The organism is Pseudomonas sp. WS 5079, assembly GCF_012985465.1.
Classification (GTDB): domain Bacteria; phylum Pseudomonadota; class Gammaproteobacteria; order Pseudomonadales; family Pseudomonadaceae; genus Aquipseudomonas.
Map to the genome: position 1 here is coordinate 1 of NZ_JAAQWN010000013.1, position 18496 is coordinate 18496.

Below are 18496 nucleotides of genomic sequence, written 5' to 3' on the forward strand. Positions count from 1 at the left end.
GCAGTGAAACGATGCATCGCCGATGGTAGTGTGGGGTTTCCCCATGTGAGAGTAGGTCATCGTCAAGATTAAATTCCGAAACCCCAATTGCGAAAGCAGTTGGGGTTTTGTTTTGGGCGGTCGAAAAGGCGCTGAGGCGATTTGGCACGTCGTCCAACTCTGTCCATAACGCCCTTCAATGCTAAAGTCCCACCCTCGATTTTGCTTTTCCCAAGGAAGCCGTTATGCCGGATGCAACGTCCCTCAGCGCTGGATTCATGGTCGTCCACGGCAATCGCCTGGATGAACTGCGCAGCCTGGTTGTCAGTTGGATGCGTCGTTATCCGCTGGCTCCCCTGGAAAACGAAATCGCCCTGGTACAAAGCAACGGCATCGCGCAATGGCTCAAGCTGGCTCTTGCCGAAGACCCGGAAGAAGACGACATGGGTGGTTGCGGCATCGCCGCTGCAATCGACGTGCAACTGCCCGGCAGCTTTATGTGGCAGCTCTATCGCATGGTTTTGGGCCGTGACGAAATCCCGGTCAAATCCCTGCTGGATAAAGCCCCACTGACCTGGCGCCTTATGCGCCTGTTGCCCGAGTTGATCGACCAGCCGCACTTCGAGCCCCTGCAACGTTTCCTCACCCACGACACCGACCTGCGTAAACGCTACCAACTGGCGGAACGCCTGGCCGACCTGTTCGACCAATACCAGGTCTACCGTGCGGACTGGCTGGAAGACTGGGCCGCTGGTCGCCACCAACTGCGCAATGGCCGAGGCGAAGCCAAGCCCCTGAGCCCGGCCAACTGCTGGCAGGCCGAGTTATGGCGGGCGTTGCTGCTGGACGTTGGCGAGCAAGGCATGGCGCAGAGCCGTGCCGGGGTCCACCAGCGTTTTATCGAACGCATCAACAACCTGGATGCCGCCCCGCAAGGCCTACCGTCGCGAGTCATCGTGTTTGGCATATCCTCCCTGCCAGCCCAGGCCCTTGAAGCATTGGCCGGCCTGGCCCGTTTCAGCCAGGTGTTGCTCTGCGTACACAACCCTTGCCGTCACCATTGGTCCGACATCGTTGCCGACAAAGACCTACTGCGAAACGAATACAAACGCCAGGCGCGCAAGACCGGGATGCCCGTCACCATCGACCCGCAAACCTTGCACCAGCATGCCCACCCCTTGCTGGCCGCCTGGGGCAAGCAAGGTCGCGACTACATCAACCTGCTGGACAGCTACGACGACCCCAACAGCTACCGTTCGGCCTTCCGTGACGGGCGCATCGACCTGTTCAGCGACAGCGAACCGACCACCATCCTCAACCAGTTACAGGACGATATCCTCGAACTGCGCCCGCTCCCCGAAACCCGTGAGCGCTGGCCTGCCGTTGATCTGCAGCATGACACTTCGATTCGCTTCCACATCGCCCACAGCGCCCAGCGCGAAGTGGAAATCCTCCACGACCAACTGCTCCAGCGCTTCAGCGCGGACCCCACGTTGCGCCCCCGCGACGTTATCGTCATGGTCCCGGACGTTGACAGCTATGCACCGCATATACGCGCGGTGTTCGGCCAGTTGGACAAGAAAGACCCACGATTCATCCCCTTCACCCTGACGGACCAGGGCCAACGGGGCCGCGACCCGCTGTTGATCGCCGTCGAGCACCTGCTGAAACTCCCGGACAGCCGTTTCCCGGTCAGCGAGATCCTTGATTTGCTGGACGTCCCCGCCTTGCGCGAACGTTTCGCGATCCAGGAGCGCGACCTGCCCACACTGCACCGGTGGATCGAAGGCGCGGGCATCCGCTGGGGGCTCGATGCCGAACAACGCGCCGGCCTGGGCTTGCCGAGTGCGCTGGAGCAGAATAGCTGGCGTTTCGGCCTGCGCCGCATGCTGCTGGGCTACGCCGTCGGCAGTGGGGCTGCCTGCGATGGCATTGAGCCCTATGACGAAATCGGCGGCCTCGACGCGGCGCTGATCGGCCCACTGGTCGCCTTGCTTGACGCATTGCACGCTGCACATCAAGCGCTGTCACAACCCGCGACCCCGCACGCTTGGGGTGCACGCCTGCAAGGCCTGATGCAACGCTTCTTCCTGGCCAGCAATGAACACGACGACTATCTGCTGGGCCAACTCGAGCAACTGCGGGAAGACTGGCTGGAAACCTGCGAGTCCGTCGGCCTGTGCGATGAGTTACCGCTGACTGTCGTCCGTGAAGCATGGCTTGCCGGCCTCGACCAGGGTCGCCTGTCCCAGCGCTTTCTCGCCGGCGCCGTGAATTTCTGCACCCTGATGCCGATGCGCGCCATCCCCTTCAAGCTGGTGTGCCTGCTGGGCATGAACGACGGCGACTATCCGCGTGCGCAACCGCCGCTGGATTTCGACCTGATGGGCAGCGACTACCGCCCCGGCGACCGCTCCCGGCGTGAAGACGACCGATACCTGCTGCTCGAAGCCCTGCTTTCCGCACGCGACCAGCTCTACATCAGTTGGGTCGGCCGCAGCATCCGCGATAACAGCGAGCGCCCGGCGTCCGTGCTGATCGGTCAACTGCGCGATCACCTCGCCAGCGGCTGGCAGCACGCCCAGGAGCAACCACTGCTGGAGGCGATGACCCAAGAGCATCCGTTGCAACCCTTCAGTGCGCGTTACTTCCACGAGGGTGACCCTCTGTTCAGCTACGCCCGCGAATGGCAGCTACTGCACGAAGCCCAGGACGAAGCCCGCGAAACAGCGCGCCTGGCAGCCTACATCCAGGAAGAGCCCTTGAGCCTGGGCCAGTTGCAGGACTTCTTGCGCAACCCTGTCAGGCATTTCTTTAGCCAGCGCCTGAAAGTGTTTTTCGAAGCTGCCGAAGTGCCCCTGGCCGATGAAGAACCCTTCGTCCTCGACGCCCTGCAGCGCTACACCTTGAGCGACAGCCTGCTCGCCGCCGCGCTGACCGACCCGGATCATCTGGAGCAAGCCCTGGAGGCACAGGCACAACGTCTTCAAGGCAGTGGCCTGTTGCCCATGGTCGGCTTCGGCGAGTGCCTGCGCAACGAACTGATCGAACCCTTGCCTGACTTGCTGCAACGCTACCAGCAACTCCTGGCTCTCTGGCCCACGCCACACAACACCGCAGAGCCCGTCAGCTTCGCGCACCATGGGATTGCGCTCGACGGCTGGATCAGCGGCTTGCACCGGCGCAGTGATGGCGGCTTGCTCAGCGTGACCACCATCCCCAACAGCATCGGCTCGATCAAGACCCGCAAGTGGCATCGCTTGATCCGCCCATGGGTCAATCACCTGGTGGCCTGTGCCTGCGGCTTGCCGTTGAGCACAGGGTTGGTGGCGAGTGATGACACACTCTTGCTGGCACCCCTGGAGCAAAACCTTGCCCAGGATGTGCTCGGTAATCTGTTATTGGCCTGGCAGGCCGGCATGAGTGAGCCGCTGCCGGTCGCGGTCAAGACGGCGTTTGCCTGGCTCGGCCAGACTGATCCGGATAAAGCCCAGGCCGCCGCCCTTAAAGCCTACGAAGGCGATGGCATCACCAGCGACGGCGAGCGCCGTGAAAGCCCGGCCCTCACCCGGCAGTTCCCCGACTACGCGGCCCTGGTCGCCAGCGAAGATTTCGAAGGCTGGGCTGAAACCCTGTATCGCCCCTTGATAACCGCACCCTGGCGATCACTGACCAGCGAGGAGGCCCGTCCATGAGTGCCATCAAACCCCTGGCCCTGGCCTTCCCCCTGCGTGGCAGCCAACTGATCGAAGCCAGCGCCGGCACCGGCAAGACCTTCACCATCTCCGCGCTGTACCTGCGCCTGGTACTGGGCCACGGCGGCGACGAGGCGGGTTTTGGTCGCGAATTGCTGCCGCCGCAGATCCTCGTAGTGACCTTCACCGATGCTGCCACCAAAGAGCTGCGCGAACGCATCCGCACCCGCCTGGCCCAAGCGGCGCGCTTTTTTCGTGACGAAATCGAGCAGCCCGACGCCTTGATCGCCGAGCTGCGCGCTCAGTACAGCGCCGAGCAATGGCCTGGCTGCGCCAACCGCCTGGATATCGCCGCGCAATGGATGGACGAGGCCGCCGTCTCGACCATCCACAGTTGGTGCCAGCGCATGCTGCGCGAACACGCGTTCGACAGTGGCAGCCTGTTTACCCAGACCCTGGAAACCGACCACAGCGATTTGCTCGGCGAAGTGTTGCGCGACTACTGGCGCCTGTTCTGCTACCCGATGCACGGCGATGCGCTGAACTGGGTCCGCAGCAACTGGGGCGGCCCTGCGGCGCTGATGCCCCGAGTGCGTGCGCTGTTTGGCAGCGAGCGCCCCGCTGACGATCCGCGCGAGCCCGCCGAACTGATCGAGACCTGCCTGCACGAACGCCGCGAAGCCCTGGTGGCGCTCAAGGCCCCTTGGCAGGAATGGGCCGCCGAGTTGCGCGAAATCTGCCTGCAAGCCGTCGCCGCCAAGGCGGTGGACGGGCGCAAGATGCAGGCTCGTTATTTCGAGCCCTGGTTCGAGAAAATCAGCGCCTGGGCTGCCGACGAAACCCTGGAGCAACTGGATATCGGCACCGGTTTCACGCGCCTGACCCCCGATGGCATGGCTGAAGCCTGGAAGGGCGATGTACCCCATCACCCCGGCCTGGATGCCATGGCGGGCCTCAAAGCCAGCCTCGACGCCTTGCCCACGCCCGACGCGGCGGTGCTGCAACACGCGGCCGCCTGGGTCGGTAAACGTTTTGAGGAAGAGAAGCGCCGGCGCGCCGAGATGGGTTTTGACGACATGCTCATCCGCCTGGACACCGCCCTGCAAGCCGAGGGGGGCGAGCGCCTGGCGAGTGTGATCCGCGAGCAATTCCCGGTGGCCCTGATCGACGAATTCCAGGACACCGACCCGGTGCAGTACCGGATCTTCGAAAGCATCTACCGCATCGAAGACAACAACCCGCACAGCGGCCTGTTCCTGATCGGCGACCCCAAGCAGGCGATCTACGCGTTTCGCGGCGCCGATATCTACACCTACTTGCGCGCCCGCCAGGCCACCGCCGGGCGCTTGCATACCCTGGGCACCAACTTTCGCTCCAGCCATGCCATGGTCGAGGCGGTCAACCATGTGTTCGAGCGTGCGGAAACCGGGCGTGGGGCGTTTCTGTTTAGTACGCCCGACGGCGACAACCCGGTGCCTTTCCTACCGGTCTCGTCCCAGGGCCGCAAAGAGCAGTTGCAGGTCGATGGACATACACTGCCGGCCTTGAATATCTGGCACCTGGCCACTGACCAGCCGATCTCCAATGTGCTGTATCGCCAGCAATTGGCCGGCGCGTGCGCCAGCCAGATTGTCGCGTTGCTCAATGGTGGCCAGCAGGGCACGGCGGGGTTTATCAAGGGGACGGACTTTACCCCCGTGCAACCGTCGAACATCGCCATCCTTGTGCGTGACGGCAAGGAAGCCCAGGCCGTACGCGGCGAACTGGCCGCGCGCGGTGTGCGCAGTGTGTACCTGTCCGATAAGGATTCGGTGTTCGCATCCCAGGAAGCCCACGACCTGCTCGCCTGGCTCAAGGCCTGCGCCGAACCGGATGTCGAGCGCCCGCTACGCGCGGCCCTGGCCTGCGTCACCCTTAACTTGTCGCTGCCCCAGCTGGAGCAACTGAACCAGGACGAACTGGCCTGGGAGCAGCGCGTCATGCAGTTTCGCGACTACCGCGTGATCTGGCGCACCCAGGGCGTGTTGCCGATGCTGCGGCGCCTGCTGCATGACTTCAAATTGCCGCAAACCCTGATCGCCCGCAGCGATGGCGTACGGGTGCTGACCAACCTGCTGCACCTGTGCGAATTGCTGCAACAGGCCGCTGCAGAACTGGACGGCGAACAAGCGCTGATCCGCCATCTTGCAGAGCACCTGGCGCTCTCGGGCCAGGCCGGCGAAGAGCAGATCCTGCGCCTGGAAAGCGATGAGCAACTGGTCAAGGTGGTGACCATCCACAAGTCCAAGGGCCTGGAATACGACCTGGTTTTCCTGCCGTTTATCTGCTCGGCCAAGCCGGTCGACGGCAGCCGCCTGCCGCTGCATTACCACGATGCCAACGGCAAGTCCCAGGTCAGCCTCAAACCCACCGCCGAACTGATCGCCCAGGCCGATGACGAGCGCCTGGCCGAAGACCTGCGTCTGTTCTACGTGGCGCTGACTCGGGCCAAACATGCCTGTTGGCTCGGCGTGGCCGACCTCAAGCGCGGCAATAACAACAGTTCGGTGCTGCACCTCTCGGCCCTGGGCTATCTGCTGGGTGGCGGCGCGCCCCTGGGTGAGTCCGCAGCCCTGGCCCGTTGGTTGATGGATGTGCAGGACGGCTGCGCGGCAATTGCCTACGGGCAAATGCCCCAAGCCGACAGCAACACTTACCAGCCACCGCGCAATGACGCGACCTTGCTCGCGCCGCTCCTGCCCAAGCGCAAGGCGGCGGAAAACTGGTGGATTGCTTCCTACAGCGCCCTGCGCATCGGCGAAAGCATGAGCGCCGCCAGCCTGGAAGCCCCGGAAAGCCCACAAGCCCAAAAGCTGTTCGACGACGAACGCCTGGACCCGGATGCACCGCGCGAAGTCGCCGCGTCTGGCGGGGATATTCACCGTTTCCCACGGGGCCCCAACCCCGGGACCTTTCTCCACGGCCTGTTGGAGTGGGCCGGCAACGAAGGCTTCAACGTAACCGGCGAAGCCATCGAAGATGCCGTCGCCCGGCGCTGCAACCGACGCGGCTGGGAAGGCTGGATCGGCACCCTCAGCGGCTGGCTCGGGCACCTGTTGCAAGTGCCGCTGGGCCTGGGCCATGGGCAGGCAGCGATGAGCCTGAGCGACCTGCAGCACTACCAGATCGAAATGGAGTTCTGGTTCGCCAGCCACAAAGTCGATGTGCTTGCCCTCGACCAACTGGTCTGCCAGTACACCCATGACGGCGTGTCGCGGGTCGCCGCCGAGCCGGTATTGCTCAACGGCATGTTCAAGGGCTTTATCGACCTGACCTTCGAGCACGACGGCCGCTACTACGTGGCGGACTACAAATCCAACTGGCTCGGTGCCGACGACGCGGCCTACACCCGCGAGGCCATGGAACAGTCGATTCTCGACCATCGTTATGACCTGCAATACGTCCTCTACCTGCTGGCCCTGCATCGCCAGCTCAAGGCGCGGCTGCCCGATTACGATTACGACCGGCATGTGGGCGGCGCGCTCTACCTGTTCCTGCGCGGTAGCCAAGCCGCGAGCCAGGGCGCGTACTTCACCCGGCCGCCTCGGGAGCTGATCGAACGCCTGGACTTGCTGTTCCAGGGCAAGCCGCAACCGCCCAAGGTCGAACCGGCCTGGGAACAAGGAGTCCTGCTATGAGCCTCTCGACAATGCCGCTGGAGGCACTGGCACCGCTGGATCGCGCTGACGACCTGATGCACCTGCTGGAGCGCTGGGTCGAGCGCGGCTGGCTGCGGGCGCTGGACAAGGCGTTCGTCGGCTTTCTCCATGAGCTCGACCCACAGGCCGACCCCCTGGTGCTGCTGGCCGCCGCCCTGACCAGTCACCAACTGGGCCACGGCCATGTGTGCCTGGATTTGTTCGAGACCCTGAATGCCCCGGATTTCGCCCTGTCGTTGCCCCCTGAAGGTGATCTTTCCAGTGGCGTGATGCTGCCCTCGCAACTGCTCGATGGCCTGGACGGTGACCATTGGTGCCAGGCCCTGGCCGCAAGCCCGCTGGTGGCGCTGGCCGTGGATGGCAGTGTGGCGGCGCAGAGCCGGCCTTTGGTGTTGTCGGGCAAGCGCCTGTACCTGCGGCGTTACTGGACCTATGAGCGGCGCATCGACAGCGCCCTGCGCCAGCGTCTTGCCGCGCAGGAAGCGGTCTCGGCGGACCTGCCCCAGCGCTTGAATGGCCTGTTCCAGCAGCCGCCACCGGATGGCGTGGTCGACTGGCAGAAACTCGCCTGTGCCCTGGCCACGCGTGGCGCGTTCAGCATCGTCACCGGCGGCCCCGGCACCGGCAAGACCACCACCGTGGTGCGTTTGTTGGCCTTGCTGCAAGCGCCCGCGGTGGAGCAGGGCACGGCCCTGCGCATCCGCCTGGCGGCACCTACCGGCAAGGCGGCGGCGCGCTTGACCGAGTCCATCAGCCAGCAAGTACGCTCGCTGCAAGTGCCAGAGGCCGTGCGCGAAAAAATCCCCACCGAGGTCACCACCGTGCACCGGTTGTTGGGCAGCCGCCCCGGCACTCGGCATTTTCGCCATCACGCGGGCAACTTGTTGCCGCTGGATGTGCTGGTGGTCGATGAAGCCTCGATGATCGACCTGGAAATGATGGCCAACCTGCTAGATGCCTTGCCACCCCATGCGCGCCTGGTACTGCTGGGGGACAAGGACCAGTTGGCCTCGGTGGAGGCCGGCGCGGTACTCGGCGATTTGTGCCGCGATGCCGAAGCGGGCTGGTACAGCCCCGGCACTCGCCAATGGCTGGAAAGTGTCAGCGGCGAGAGCCTGGCGGGCAGCGGCTTGCAGGAAGACCTCGATGCCAGCCATCCGCTGGCGCAACAGGTGGTGATGCTGCGCTATTCCCGGCGTTTCGGCGAAGGCAGTGGCATCGGCCAACTGGCGCGTTGGGTCAACCAGCAAAACCCCGAACAGGCCCGGCTACTGCTGGATGCCGGCAGCCACGACCTGTCTTGCCTGCGCCTCAAGGGCGAGCATGATCGCGCCCTGGAGCGCCTGGTGCTGGATGGGCAAGGCGGTGATGCCCAGGGCTATCGCTACTACCTGAACCTGCTGCGCACCACGCGCCCGCCAGCCCAGACACCCCGCGACGACCCGCGCTGGACCGACTGGGCACGCCAGTTGTTGCAAGCCTTCGATGCCTTCCAATTGCTCTGCGCGGTGCGCAAGGGCCCCTGGGGCGTCGAAGGCCTCAACCAACGCATCACCGCCGCGCTGCTCAAGGCCCGGCTGATCGACAGCGACCAGCAATGGTACGAAGGCCGCCCGGTCCTGATGACCCGCAACGACTACGGCCTGGGCTTGATGAACGGTGACATCGGTATCGCCTTGAAGCTGCCCGAAAGCGACGGCGGGCCGCAGGTGCTGCGTGTGGCCTTCCCGCGCAACGATGGCCAGGGCGGGGTGCGCTTTGTACTGCCCAGCCGCCTCAATGATGTGGAAACCGTCTATGCCATGACCGTGCACAAGTCCCAGGGCTCGGAGTTCGCCCACACTGCCTTGATCCTGCCGGATGCGCTGAACCCGGTACTGACCAAGGAGCTGATTTACACCGGCATCACCCGTGCCAAGGACCGCTTCAGCTTGATCGAGACCCGTGGCGCAGTATTCGAGGAAGCGGTGCGGCGCAAAGTGAAACGGTTGAGCGGGCTGATGTTGGAGCTGGGTGTGTGATGCGTAGGAAAAACCTGACTGATATGTCGGTTTTTTCGTAATAAATGGCGGGATCTACCTAGGCCCCGTCTCGATGGGGTTTCCGCCAATATGCTATCGTTGCGGCATCATCCCGAGAAGATCATAGAGAATCGCTGCATGAACGTGGCTGTCTCGCCCGCAGAGCGTAGTTGGAGCTGGAGACGATTGCTGCTATCGGCCGTTCTGTGCCTCGTCACGCCTCTGGCTTTTGCCCAGGCGTCCACTGTCAGTGCGGCCGACCAGCGGGCCCAGGCCGTCACGCAGGTGGTACTGGGGATTCTCAGCTACGCCCGCTGGCCGGTGGAACCCACCCAACTGCGCTTGTGCATCGTGGGCCCGACCCAATACACCGATGACCTGGTCAAGGGCACAACCCAGGCCACAGGCCGGCCGGTGGTGGTCCAGCGCCTGCTGGCGGACAACCCCAATATAGTCAATGCCTGCGACGCGCTGTATATCGGCAAGCTCTCCACTGAAGAACGCAGCCACTTGTTCACCGCCTTGATCGGCCGCCCGGTGCTGAGCATCAGCGAAGGTGGCGACCAATGCACCGTGGGCAGTCTGTTCTGCCTGCGGGTGGGCGATGAGCAGGTGTCGTTCGAGGTCAACCTCGACTCCGTGGCCCGCAGCGGCGTGCGCATTCATCCCAGCGTGTTGCAATTGTCCCGCCGGCGAGCGCCGGAGCCATGAGGCTGCGTAACGCCACAAGCCGCCCCACTTTACGTTCGGTCTTAGGTCGCGGGCACCTGAGTGTGGCGCTGTTGGCGGTCGCCATGGCCAGCGTGTCCCTGACCCTGCTGGGCGTGCTGGCCCTGCGGGTATATGCCGACCACAACCTGCACCTGATCGCCCGCTCGATCAATTACACCGTGGAAGCCGCGGTGGTGTTCAACGACCGCGTGGCGGCCACCGAAGCCCTGGCGTTGATTGCCTCCACGGAAGAGGTGGCCGAAGCCCGGGTGCTGGACCTTAATGGCAAAACCCTGGCCCATTGGGTGCGCCCGGAGACCGGGATGTTGTCCAGGGTCGAGCTGGAGCTGGCCCATACGTTGCTGGAAGAGGCCATCAGCCAGCCGATCCTGCACCAAGGCAAGCAGATTGGCACCGTTGAGTTGAGCGGTCACGGCGGTAGCCTGTTGCGCTTTTTGCTCAGCGGCCTGGCGGGGATCATTATCTGCACCGCCTTGAGTGGCTGGGTCGCGATTTACCTGGCGCGGCGCATGCTGCGTGGCATCACCGGCCCATTGCACAGCCTGGCCGACGTCGCCCACGCCGCGCGCAGCGAGCGGGCTTTCGACCGCCGCGTGCCGCCGGCACAGATCGCCGAACTCGACAGCCTGGGCAATGACTTCAATGCCCTGCTCGACGAGCTTGAAGCCTGGCAAACCCACCTGCAAAGTGAAAACGAAACCCTCGCCCACCAGGCCAGCCATGACAGCCTGACCGGGCTGCCCAACCGCGCCTTCTTCGAGGGCCGCCTGATCCGGGCCTTGCGCAGTGCGGCCAAGCTCAACGAACGGGTGGCGGTGCTGTTCCTCGACAGTGACCGCTTCAAAGACATCAACGACAACTTCGGGCATGCCGCCGGTGACGCGGTACTGGTGGCCGTCGCCGCGCGCGTACGGGCGCAACTGCGCGAGAGCGACCTGGTGGCGCGCCTGGGCGGCGATGAGTTCGCCATCCTGCTCTCGCCCCTGCACAAGCTTGAAGATGCCCAGCGCATCGCCGACAAAATCATCGCCAGCATGGACCAGCCCATCCCGCTGCCGGGCAACACCGAAGTGTTGACCTCACTCAGTATCGGTATCGCGGTTTATCCCGATCATGGCGCCACTCCCGGCGCCCTGCTCAATGCCGCCGATGCGGCGATGTACCAGGCCAAACGCCTTTCCCAGGGCGGCCAGCACACGGCGGAGTCGGAGCACCCCGCTGCCAACGTTCAACACAGGAGTTGATCCCTTGTTTGCTAACACACGTGTTCTCTTTATCACCTTGTTTATCGCGCTGCTGGCGCTGAGCGGCTGCCAGACCGCCCCGCCCAAGGGCCTGACACCGGCGCAAGTGGCGGTGCTCAAGCAACAAGGCTTCGAACTGACCGACGAAGGCTGGGCGTTTGGCCTGTCGGGCAAAGTGCTGTTTGGCAGCGACGTCGAAAAGCTCAACAAACCCAGCACCGAGATCGTCGAACGCATCGGCAAGGCCCTCACCGGCGTGGGCATCGAACGTGTACGCGTAGACGGGCACACCGACGCTTCGGGCAAGGAAGCCTACAACCAGCAACTGTCCCTGCGCCGGGCGAAAAGCGTGGGCAAGGTCTTGGTGGACGTGGGTATGAAGGAGGAAAACGTGCAACTGCGTGGCCTGGGCAGTAGCGAGCCGGTGGCCTCCAACAGCACTGCCGCGGGCCGTACCGAGAACCGCCGGGTATCGATTGTAGTGATCGCCGACTGAGCCGACAGCTCGGCCTAACTGTGCAACCAAACTGTGGGAGCGGGCTTGCTCGCGAAGGCGGTGGTTCAGCCGGGTATGTATTGACTGACCCAGCGCTATCGCTGGCAAGCCAGCTCCTACAGTTTTTTGTGTCGCCCCAAAACTGCGCCCGACGCTACTCACCTGTGGGAGCGGGCTTGCTCGCGAAGGCGGTGGTTCAGCCGGGTATGTATTGACTGACCCAGCGCTATCGCTGGCAAGCCAGCTCCTACAGTTTTTGTGTCGCCCCAAAATTCTGCGCCCGACGCCACTCAACTGTGGGAGCGGGCTTGCCCGCGAAGGCGGTGGTTCAGCCGGGTATGTATTGACTGACCCAGCGCTATCGCTGGCAAGCCAGCTCCTACAGTTTTTGTGTCGCCCCAAAATTCTGCGCCCGACGCCATTCAACTGTGGGAGCGGGCTTGCTCGCGAAGGTGGTGGTTCAGTCGGGTATGTATTGACTGACCCAGCGCTATCGCTGGCAAGCCAGCTCCTACAGTTTTTTGTGTCGCCCCAAAATTCTGCGCCCGACGCCATTCAACTGTGGGAGCGGGCTTGCTCGCGAAGGCGGTGGTTCAGTCGGGTATGTATTGACTGACCCAGCGCTATCGCTGGCAAGCCAGCTCCTACAGTTTTTTGTGTCGCCCCAAAATTCTGCGCCCGCCGCTACTCACCTGTGGGAGCGGGCTTGCTCGCGAAGGCGGTGGTTCAGCCGGGTATGTAGCGATTGACCCAGCGCGATCGCTGGCAAGCCAGCTCCTACAGTTTTTGTGTCGTCCCAAAATTCTGCGCCCGCCGCTACTCACCTGTGGGAGCGGGCTTGCCCGCGATAGCGGTTCAGTCGGCAAACACCATCTCTCGCGTCTCGCCCATCAAAAGCCCCTGGTTCTGCTCCGTCACCTCACGGATGTAATCCCACAACAACGTAATCCGTTTCAACTTGCGCAAATCCTCCCGGCAGTACATCCAGAACTGCCGCGTAATATTGATCTCCTCCCCCAACACCGGCAGCAGCCGCGAGTCCTGCGCCGCCAGGAAGCACGGCAAGATCGCCAGCGAACGCCCCTGCTGCGCTGCTACGTACTGCGCGATCACGCTGGTGCTGCGCAGGCTGGCGCTGGCGCCCGGGACGACATTGGCCAGGTACAGCAGCTCTGAGCTGAACGCCAGGTCATCCACATAGCTGATAAACGGATGGTCGGCCAGGTCGGCGGGGCGGCGGATGGGTGGGTGTTGGTCGAGGTAGTCCTGGGTCGCGTACAGCTGCAACTTGTAGTCGCACAGTTTGCAGCACACGTAGGGCCCGTGCTCCGGGCGCTCCAGGGCGATGACGATGTCGGCTTCGCGCTTGGACAGGCTGATGAAGTGGGGCAGGGGCAAGATATCCACCGAGATCGCCGGGTAGGTATCGACGAAGTGGCTCAGTTGCGGGGTGACGAAAAAGCTGCCGAAACCTTCGGTGCAACCCATGCGCACATGCCCCGACAGCGCCACGCCGGAGCCGGAGACTTGCTCGCAGGCCATGTGCAAGGTGCTTTCGATGGACTCGGCGTAACCCAGCAAACGCTGGCCTTCGTTGGTCAGGACGAAGCCGCTGGTCCGGGATTTCTCGAACAGCAGGGTGCCCAACGAGCCTTCCAGCGAGTTGATGCGCCGCGACACGGTGGTGTAGTCCACCGCCAGGCGCTTGGCGGCGACGCTGGCCTTGCGGGTGCGCGCCACTTCGAGGAAAAACTTCAGGTCATCCCAGTTCAGCGACCCTAAGGAGGTGATGTTTTTTTGCATGTTGGACCGGCTTTTATGTGGGTTCTTATTGGAAGTTTGCACATCTATACTCCAAAAATCGTCCGAACGCCTCATCCTCAAGGCGCTTCACGCCTTGGCTCTCTGCATAACTACAAGATCTGGAGACCACAATGAACGCATCGCTTACGTCTGCCGATACCACCGTGAAACAGGCCAAACTGTTGATCAACGGTGAATGGGTCGAGTCCAAGACCACCGAGTGGCAAGACATCGTCAACCCGGCGACCCAACAAGTCCTGGCCCGTGTGCCCTTCGCCACGGCCGATGAAGTCAACGCGGCCATCGACGCTGCCCATCGCGCCTTCCAGACCTGGAAGCTGACGCCGATCGGCGCGCGCATGCGCATCATGCTCAAGCTGCAGGCGCTGATCCGTGAACACTCCAAGCGCATCGCCGTTGTCCTCAGTGCCGAGCAAGGCAAGACCATTGCCGATGCCGAGGGCGATATTTTCCGTGGCCTGGAAGTGGTCGAGCACGCCTGTTCCATCGGCACCCTGCAAATGGGCGAGTTCGCCGAGAACGTTGCCGGTGGCGTCGATACCTACACCTTGCGCCAACCCATCGGCGTCTGCGCCGGCATCACCCCGTTCAACTTCCCGGCGATGATCCCGCTGTGGATGTTCCCGATGGCCATCGCCTGCGGTAACACCTTCGTGCTCAAGCCTTCGGAACAGGATCCGCTGTCGACCCTGATGCTGGTGGAGCTGGCGCTGGAGGCTGGCGTGCCAGCGGGCGTGCTGAACGTGGTCCACGGTGGCAAGGATGTGGTGGATGCCCTGTGCACCCACAAAGATATCAAGGCCGTGTCTTTCGTTGGCTCGACCGCCGTTGGCACCCACGTCTACGACCTGGCGGGCAAGCACGGCAAGCGCGTGCAGTCGATGATGGGCGCGAAGAACCATGCGGTGGTGCTGCCCGATGCCAACCGTGAACAGACCCTCAACGCGCTGGTTGGCGCCGGTTTCGGCGCGGCTGGCCAGCGCTGCATGGCCACCTCGGTGGTGGTGCTGGTGGGCGCGGCCAAGCAGTGGCTGCCGGACCTCAAGGCCCTGGCGCTGAAGCTTAAAGTCAACGCCGGCAGCGAAGCCGGGACCGACGTGGGCCCGGTGATTTCCAAGCGCGCCAAGGCACGCATTCTCGACCTGATCGCAAGCGGCGTGAAAGAAGGCGCCAAGCTGGAGCTGGACGGCCGCGACATCCAGGTGCCGGGCTTCGAGCAAGGCAACTTCGTCGGCCCGACCCTGTTCTCGGGCGTGACCACCGACATGCAGATCTACACCCAGGAAATCTTCGGCCCGGTGCTGGTGGTGCTGGAAGTCGATACCCTCGACGAAGCCATCGCCCTGGTCAACGCCAACCCGTTCGGCAACGGCACCGGCCTGTTCACCCAGAGCGGTGCGGCGGCGCGCAAGTTCCAGAGCGAAATCGACGTCGGCCAGGTGGGCATCAACATCCCGATCCCAGTGCCAGTGCCGATCTTCAGCTTCACCGGTTCCCGTGGCTCGAAACTCGGCGACCTGGGCCCGTACGGCAAGCAAGTGGTGCAGTTCTACACCCAGACCAAAACCGTCACCAGCCGCTGGTTCGACGACGACAGCGTCAATGATGGCGTCAACACCACCATCAACCTGCGTTGATCAAGGAGACGACCATGAAGATTGCATTTATCGGCCTGGGCAACATGGGCGCCCCCATGGCCCGTAACCTGATCAAGGCTGGCCACGCGCTGAACTTGTTCGACCTGAACCAGACCGTGCTCAAGGAACTGGCCGAATTGGGCGGCACCATCAGCGCCTCACCGCGCGCGGCAGCAGAAGGCGCCGAACTGGTGTTGACCATGCTGCCCGCTGCCGCCCATGTGCGCAGCGTCTGGCTGAATGAAGACGGCGTGCTCGCCGGCATCGGCAAAGGCGTGCCCGCGGTAGATTGCAGCACCATCGACCCGCAGACCGCGCGTGACGTGGCGGCTGCGGCAGCCAAGCACGGTGTGGCGATGGCTGATGCGCCGGTCTCTGGCGGCACGGGCGGGGCGCAGGCCGGGACGCTGACGTTTATGGTCGGCGCCACCCCGGAACTGTTCGCCACCCTGCAACCGGTGCTGGCGCAGATGGGTCGCAACATCGTGCATTGCGGTGAAGTCGGCACCGGGCAGATCGCCAAGATCTGCAACAACCTGCTGCTGGGGATCAGCATGGTCGGCGTCAGCGAGGCCATGGCCCTGGGCGATGCGCTGGGCATCGACACCCAGGTGCTGGCCGGCATCATCAACAGCTCCACCGGGCGTTGCTGGAGTTCGGACATCTACAACCCATGGCCGGGCGTGATCGAGACCGCGCCGTCGTCCCGGGGCTATACCGGTGGGTTTGGCGCTGATCTGATGCTCAAGGACCTGGGCCTGGCCACCGAAGCAGCACGCCAGGCGCACCAGCCAGTGATCCTGGGGGCGGTCGCGCAGCAGTTGTATCAAGCGATGAGCCAGCGTGGGGAAGGAGGCAAGGACTTCTCGGCGATCATCAACAGCTATCGCAAGCCTCAATAGGGGATTTTCCGGGAGCCCGCGTCGGGTGGGCTCCCGGGTTTTTCGTGCTCAGGCAAACACGAAGTACTTACGCACCGTCTCGACCACTTCCCACGTGCCCTTCATGCCGGGCTCCACCACAAAGATATCCCCAGCGCGCAAATGGATCGGCTCCAGGCCGTCCGGGGTGATCACGCAGTAGCCTTCCTGGAAATGGCAGTATTCCCACTTCACGTATTCCACGTACCACTTGCCCGGGGTGCAGATCCAGGTGCCCATGATCTTGCTGCCGTCTTCGCTGGTGTAGGCGTTGAGGTTGACGGTGTGCGGGTCGCCCTCGAGTTTCTGCCATTTGCAGGCATCCAGGACCGGCAGGGGATGGGTATCGCGCAGTACGGTGATCGGCTGGGACATGATGGCTCCAAGGCAGGGAAGTGAAGCCCAACCCTATAGCCCCGGGCCGGATGCCAGTGGTCTGAACTCGACACTGGGATGCCCAGAAGCGCATTGGCATACGATCTTAAAACCTACGCCGACCCTGTGGGAGCGGGCTTGCCCGCGATGGCGGTGTGTCAGGTGCCGCATTTTTCACTGGTCCACTGCCATCGCGGGCAAGCCCGCTCCCACATTTGATCTGGGGTGGCTGATGGATCCATTCACTAATCAGACATTTCTTCGCAGTAAGTACGAAAGAAATCAGCCTTTGCGCTGGAATTCGCAAGAATATTTACCGCTGGCCCTCGTATCATTCACTTTAGAAACAACCGAGAGCCTTGTATGAATCCAATAAAAACGTGGTGGGATATCAGCCCGCCCTTGAGCACCGCCACCCCGACCTGGCCGGGCGATACGCCCTTCCAGGAAGAACGCGTCTGGCAGTTCGGCCCCGAATGCCCGGTGAACGTCGGGCGCATCACCCTGTCGCCCCACACCGGCGCCCATGTCGATGCGCCGTTGCACTACAGCGCCGACGGTGCGCCCATCGGCGAAGTGTCGCTGGATGTTTACCTGGGCCCGTGCCGGGTCCTGTATTGCCTGGGCAGCGGCGCGCTGGTGCAGCCCGAGCAGTTGCAAGGTCGCCTGGATAACCTGCCGGAACGGGTGCTGCTGCGCACTTATCAACAGGCGCCGCTGACCACCTGGGATTCGAACTTCACCGCCGTCGCCCACGAAACCGTCGAGCTGCTGGCCAGCCTCGGCGTGCGCCTGATCGGCATCGACACGCCGTCCCTGGACCCGCAACAGTCCAAGACCATGGATGCCCACAACGCCGTCGCCCGGCATGGCATGGCGATTCTCGAAGGTATCGTGCTCGACGACGTGCCGGAGGGCGATTACGAGTTGATCGCGCTGCCGCTGCGTTTTGCCAACCTCGATGCCAGCCCGGTACGAGCAATCCTGCGCCCGCTCAAGGAGCCCACGCGATGAGCCAGTGTCCTTTTTCCCCTGATTACCAGCCGCCTGAAGAGTGGCATAACGCCGAGCTGAATTTTTCCGAGTCCATGAGCTACGGCGATTACCTGGACCTGGGCAAAGTGCTCACGGCCCAGCACCCGCTGTCGCCGGACCACAACGAGATGCTGTTCATCATCCAGCACCAGACTTCCGAGTTGTGGATGAAGCTGATGCTCCACGAACTCAAGGCCGCCCGTGAGCACGTGCGCCTGGGTGAGCTGGCGCCGGCGTTCAAGATGCTGGCGCGGGTGTCGCGGATTTTCGACCAACTGGTGCATGCCTGGGCCGTGCTGGCGACCATGACGCCATCGGAGTACAAGGCGATCCGCCCGTACCTGGGGCAGTCGTCGGGTTTCCAGTCGTTCCAGTACCGGGAAATCGAGTTCATCCTTGGCAATAAAAGCGCGGCGCTGTTGCGGCCCCACGCCCATCGCCCGGAGTTGCTCAAGGAGCTGCAAGTGGCGATTGCCACGCCGTCGCTGTATGACGAGGCGATCAACCTGATGATCAAGGCGGGCCTGGCGATTGACCCGCAGCGTGCGCAACGCGACCCGACGGCGCCCACGGTTCACGACGAATCCGTGGAGGCGGCATGGCGCGAGGTGTATCGCGATCCGAACCGTTACTGGGACTTGTATCAGTTGGCCGAGAAGTTTATCGACCTGGAAGACTCGTTCCGCCAATGGCGTTTCCGCCATGTGACCACGGTGGAGCGGATCATCGGCTTCCAGCCAGGCACCGGTGGCACTGAGGGCGTGGGGTACTTGCGCAAGATGCTCGATACGGTGCTGTTCCCCGAGCTGTGGCGGGTGCGTTCGACGCTCTGATTGAAAC

General features: G+C 63.3%; 12 protein-coding genes. 10 read left to right on the top strand and 2 right to left on the bottom strand.

The window, feature by feature from the left end; all coding sequences use genetic code 11:
* Positions 1-224: 224 nt before the first annotated feature.
* The 6 genes from recC to HBO05_RS26065 all read left to right on the top strand — a co-directional run bounded on the left by recC (position 225) and on the right by HBO05_RS26065 (position 11865).
* Positions 225-3674, top strand: a complete 3450-nt coding sequence (gene recC, locus HBO05_RS26040) for an exodeoxyribonuclease V subunit gamma (RefSeq protein ID WP_172314594.1) — start codon at positions 225-227, stop codon at positions 3672-3674.
* Positions 3671-7351 (top strand): exodeoxyribonuclease V subunit beta, encoded by a 3681-nt coding sequence (gene recB / locus HBO05_RS26045; protein WP_172314596.1) that lies wholly within the window; start codon positions 3671-3673, stop codon positions 7349-7351. The genes recC and recB overlap by 4 nt, the downstream gene beginning before the upstream one ends.
* Positions 7348-9393 carry an exodeoxyribonuclease V subunit alpha gene (gene recD / locus HBO05_RS26050; RefSeq protein ID WP_172314598.1) on the top strand — a complete coding sequence of 682 codons (2046 nt, stop codon included), beginning with the start codon at positions 7348-7350 and terminating at the stop codon, positions 9391-9393. The genes recB and recD overlap by 4 nt, the downstream gene beginning before the upstream one ends.
* A 138-nt stretch (positions 9394-9531) precedes the next feature.
* Positions 9532-10104, top strand: a complete 573-nt coding sequence (locus HBO05_RS26055) for a YfiR family protein (RefSeq protein ID WP_169955144.1) — start codon at positions 9532-9534, stop codon at positions 10102-10104.
* The gene (locus HBO05_RS26060) at positions 10101-11369 is read left to right on the top strand and encodes a diguanylate cyclase (protein ID WP_169955143.1); all 1269 of its coding nucleotides are present in this window, start codon (positions 10101-10103) and stop codon (positions 11367-11369) included. The genes HBO05_RS26055 and HBO05_RS26060 overlap by 4 nt, the downstream gene beginning before the upstream one ends.
* Positions 11370-11373: 4 nt before the next feature.
* Positions 11374-11865, top strand: a complete 492-nt coding sequence (locus HBO05_RS26065; RefSeq protein WP_169955142.1) for an OmpA family protein — start codon at positions 11374-11376, stop codon at positions 11863-11865.
* A gap of 855 nt (positions 11866-12720) precedes the next feature.
* On the opposite strand, the gene HBO05_RS26070 is transcribed toward HBO05_RS26065, so the two are convergent.
* Positions 12721-13668, bottom strand: a complete 948-nt coding sequence (locus tag HBO05_RS26070; protein WP_169955141.1) for a LysR family transcriptional regulator — start codon at positions 13666-13668, stop codon at positions 12721-12723.
* Between the two features lie 131 nt (positions 13669-13799).
* Here HBO05_RS26070 and HBO05_RS26075 point away from each other — a divergent pair, with 131 nt between their 5' ends.
* Both HBO05_RS26075 and mmsB read left to right on the top strand, forming a co-directional pair.
* On the top strand, positions 13800-15326 hold the full coding sequence (locus HBO05_RS26075) for a CoA-acylating methylmalonate-semialdehyde dehydrogenase (protein ID WP_170043672.1): 1527 nt from the start codon (positions 13800-13802) through the stop codon (positions 15324-15326).
* A gap of 14 nt (positions 15327-15340) precedes the next feature.
* A complete protein-coding gene (gene mmsB, locus HBO05_RS26080) occupies positions 15341-16228 on the top strand; it encodes a 3-hydroxyisobutyrate dehydrogenase (protein ID WP_172314600.1) in 888 nt (295 codons plus the stop codon).
* Positions 16229-16276: 48 nt separating this feature from the next.
* Here mmsB and HBO05_RS26085 read toward each other — a convergent pair whose 3' ends face one another.
* Positions 16277-16621, bottom strand: coding sequence for a cupin domain-containing protein (locus tag HBO05_RS26085; protein WP_076962673.1), 345 nt, complete (start codon positions 16619-16621; stop codon positions 16277-16279).
* Between the two features lie 363 nt (positions 16622-16984).
* Here HBO05_RS26085 and kynB point away from each other — a divergent pair, with 363 nt between their 5' ends.
* Together kynB and kynA are read left to right on the top strand one after the other, a co-directional pair.
* Positions 16985-17635 carry an arylformamidase gene (gene kynB / locus HBO05_RS26090; RefSeq protein ID WP_169955138.1) on the top strand — a complete coding sequence of 217 codons (651 nt, stop codon included), beginning with the start codon at positions 16985-16987 and terminating at the stop codon, positions 17633-17635.
* Positions 17632-18489 (top strand): tryptophan 2,3-dioxygenase, encoded by an 858-nt coding sequence (kynA, locus tag HBO05_RS26095; protein WP_032862811.1) that lies wholly within the window; start codon positions 17632-17634, stop codon positions 18487-18489. Before kynB ends, kynA begins: the two co-directional genes overlap by 4 nt.
* Positions 18490-18496 lie beyond the last annotated feature (7 nt).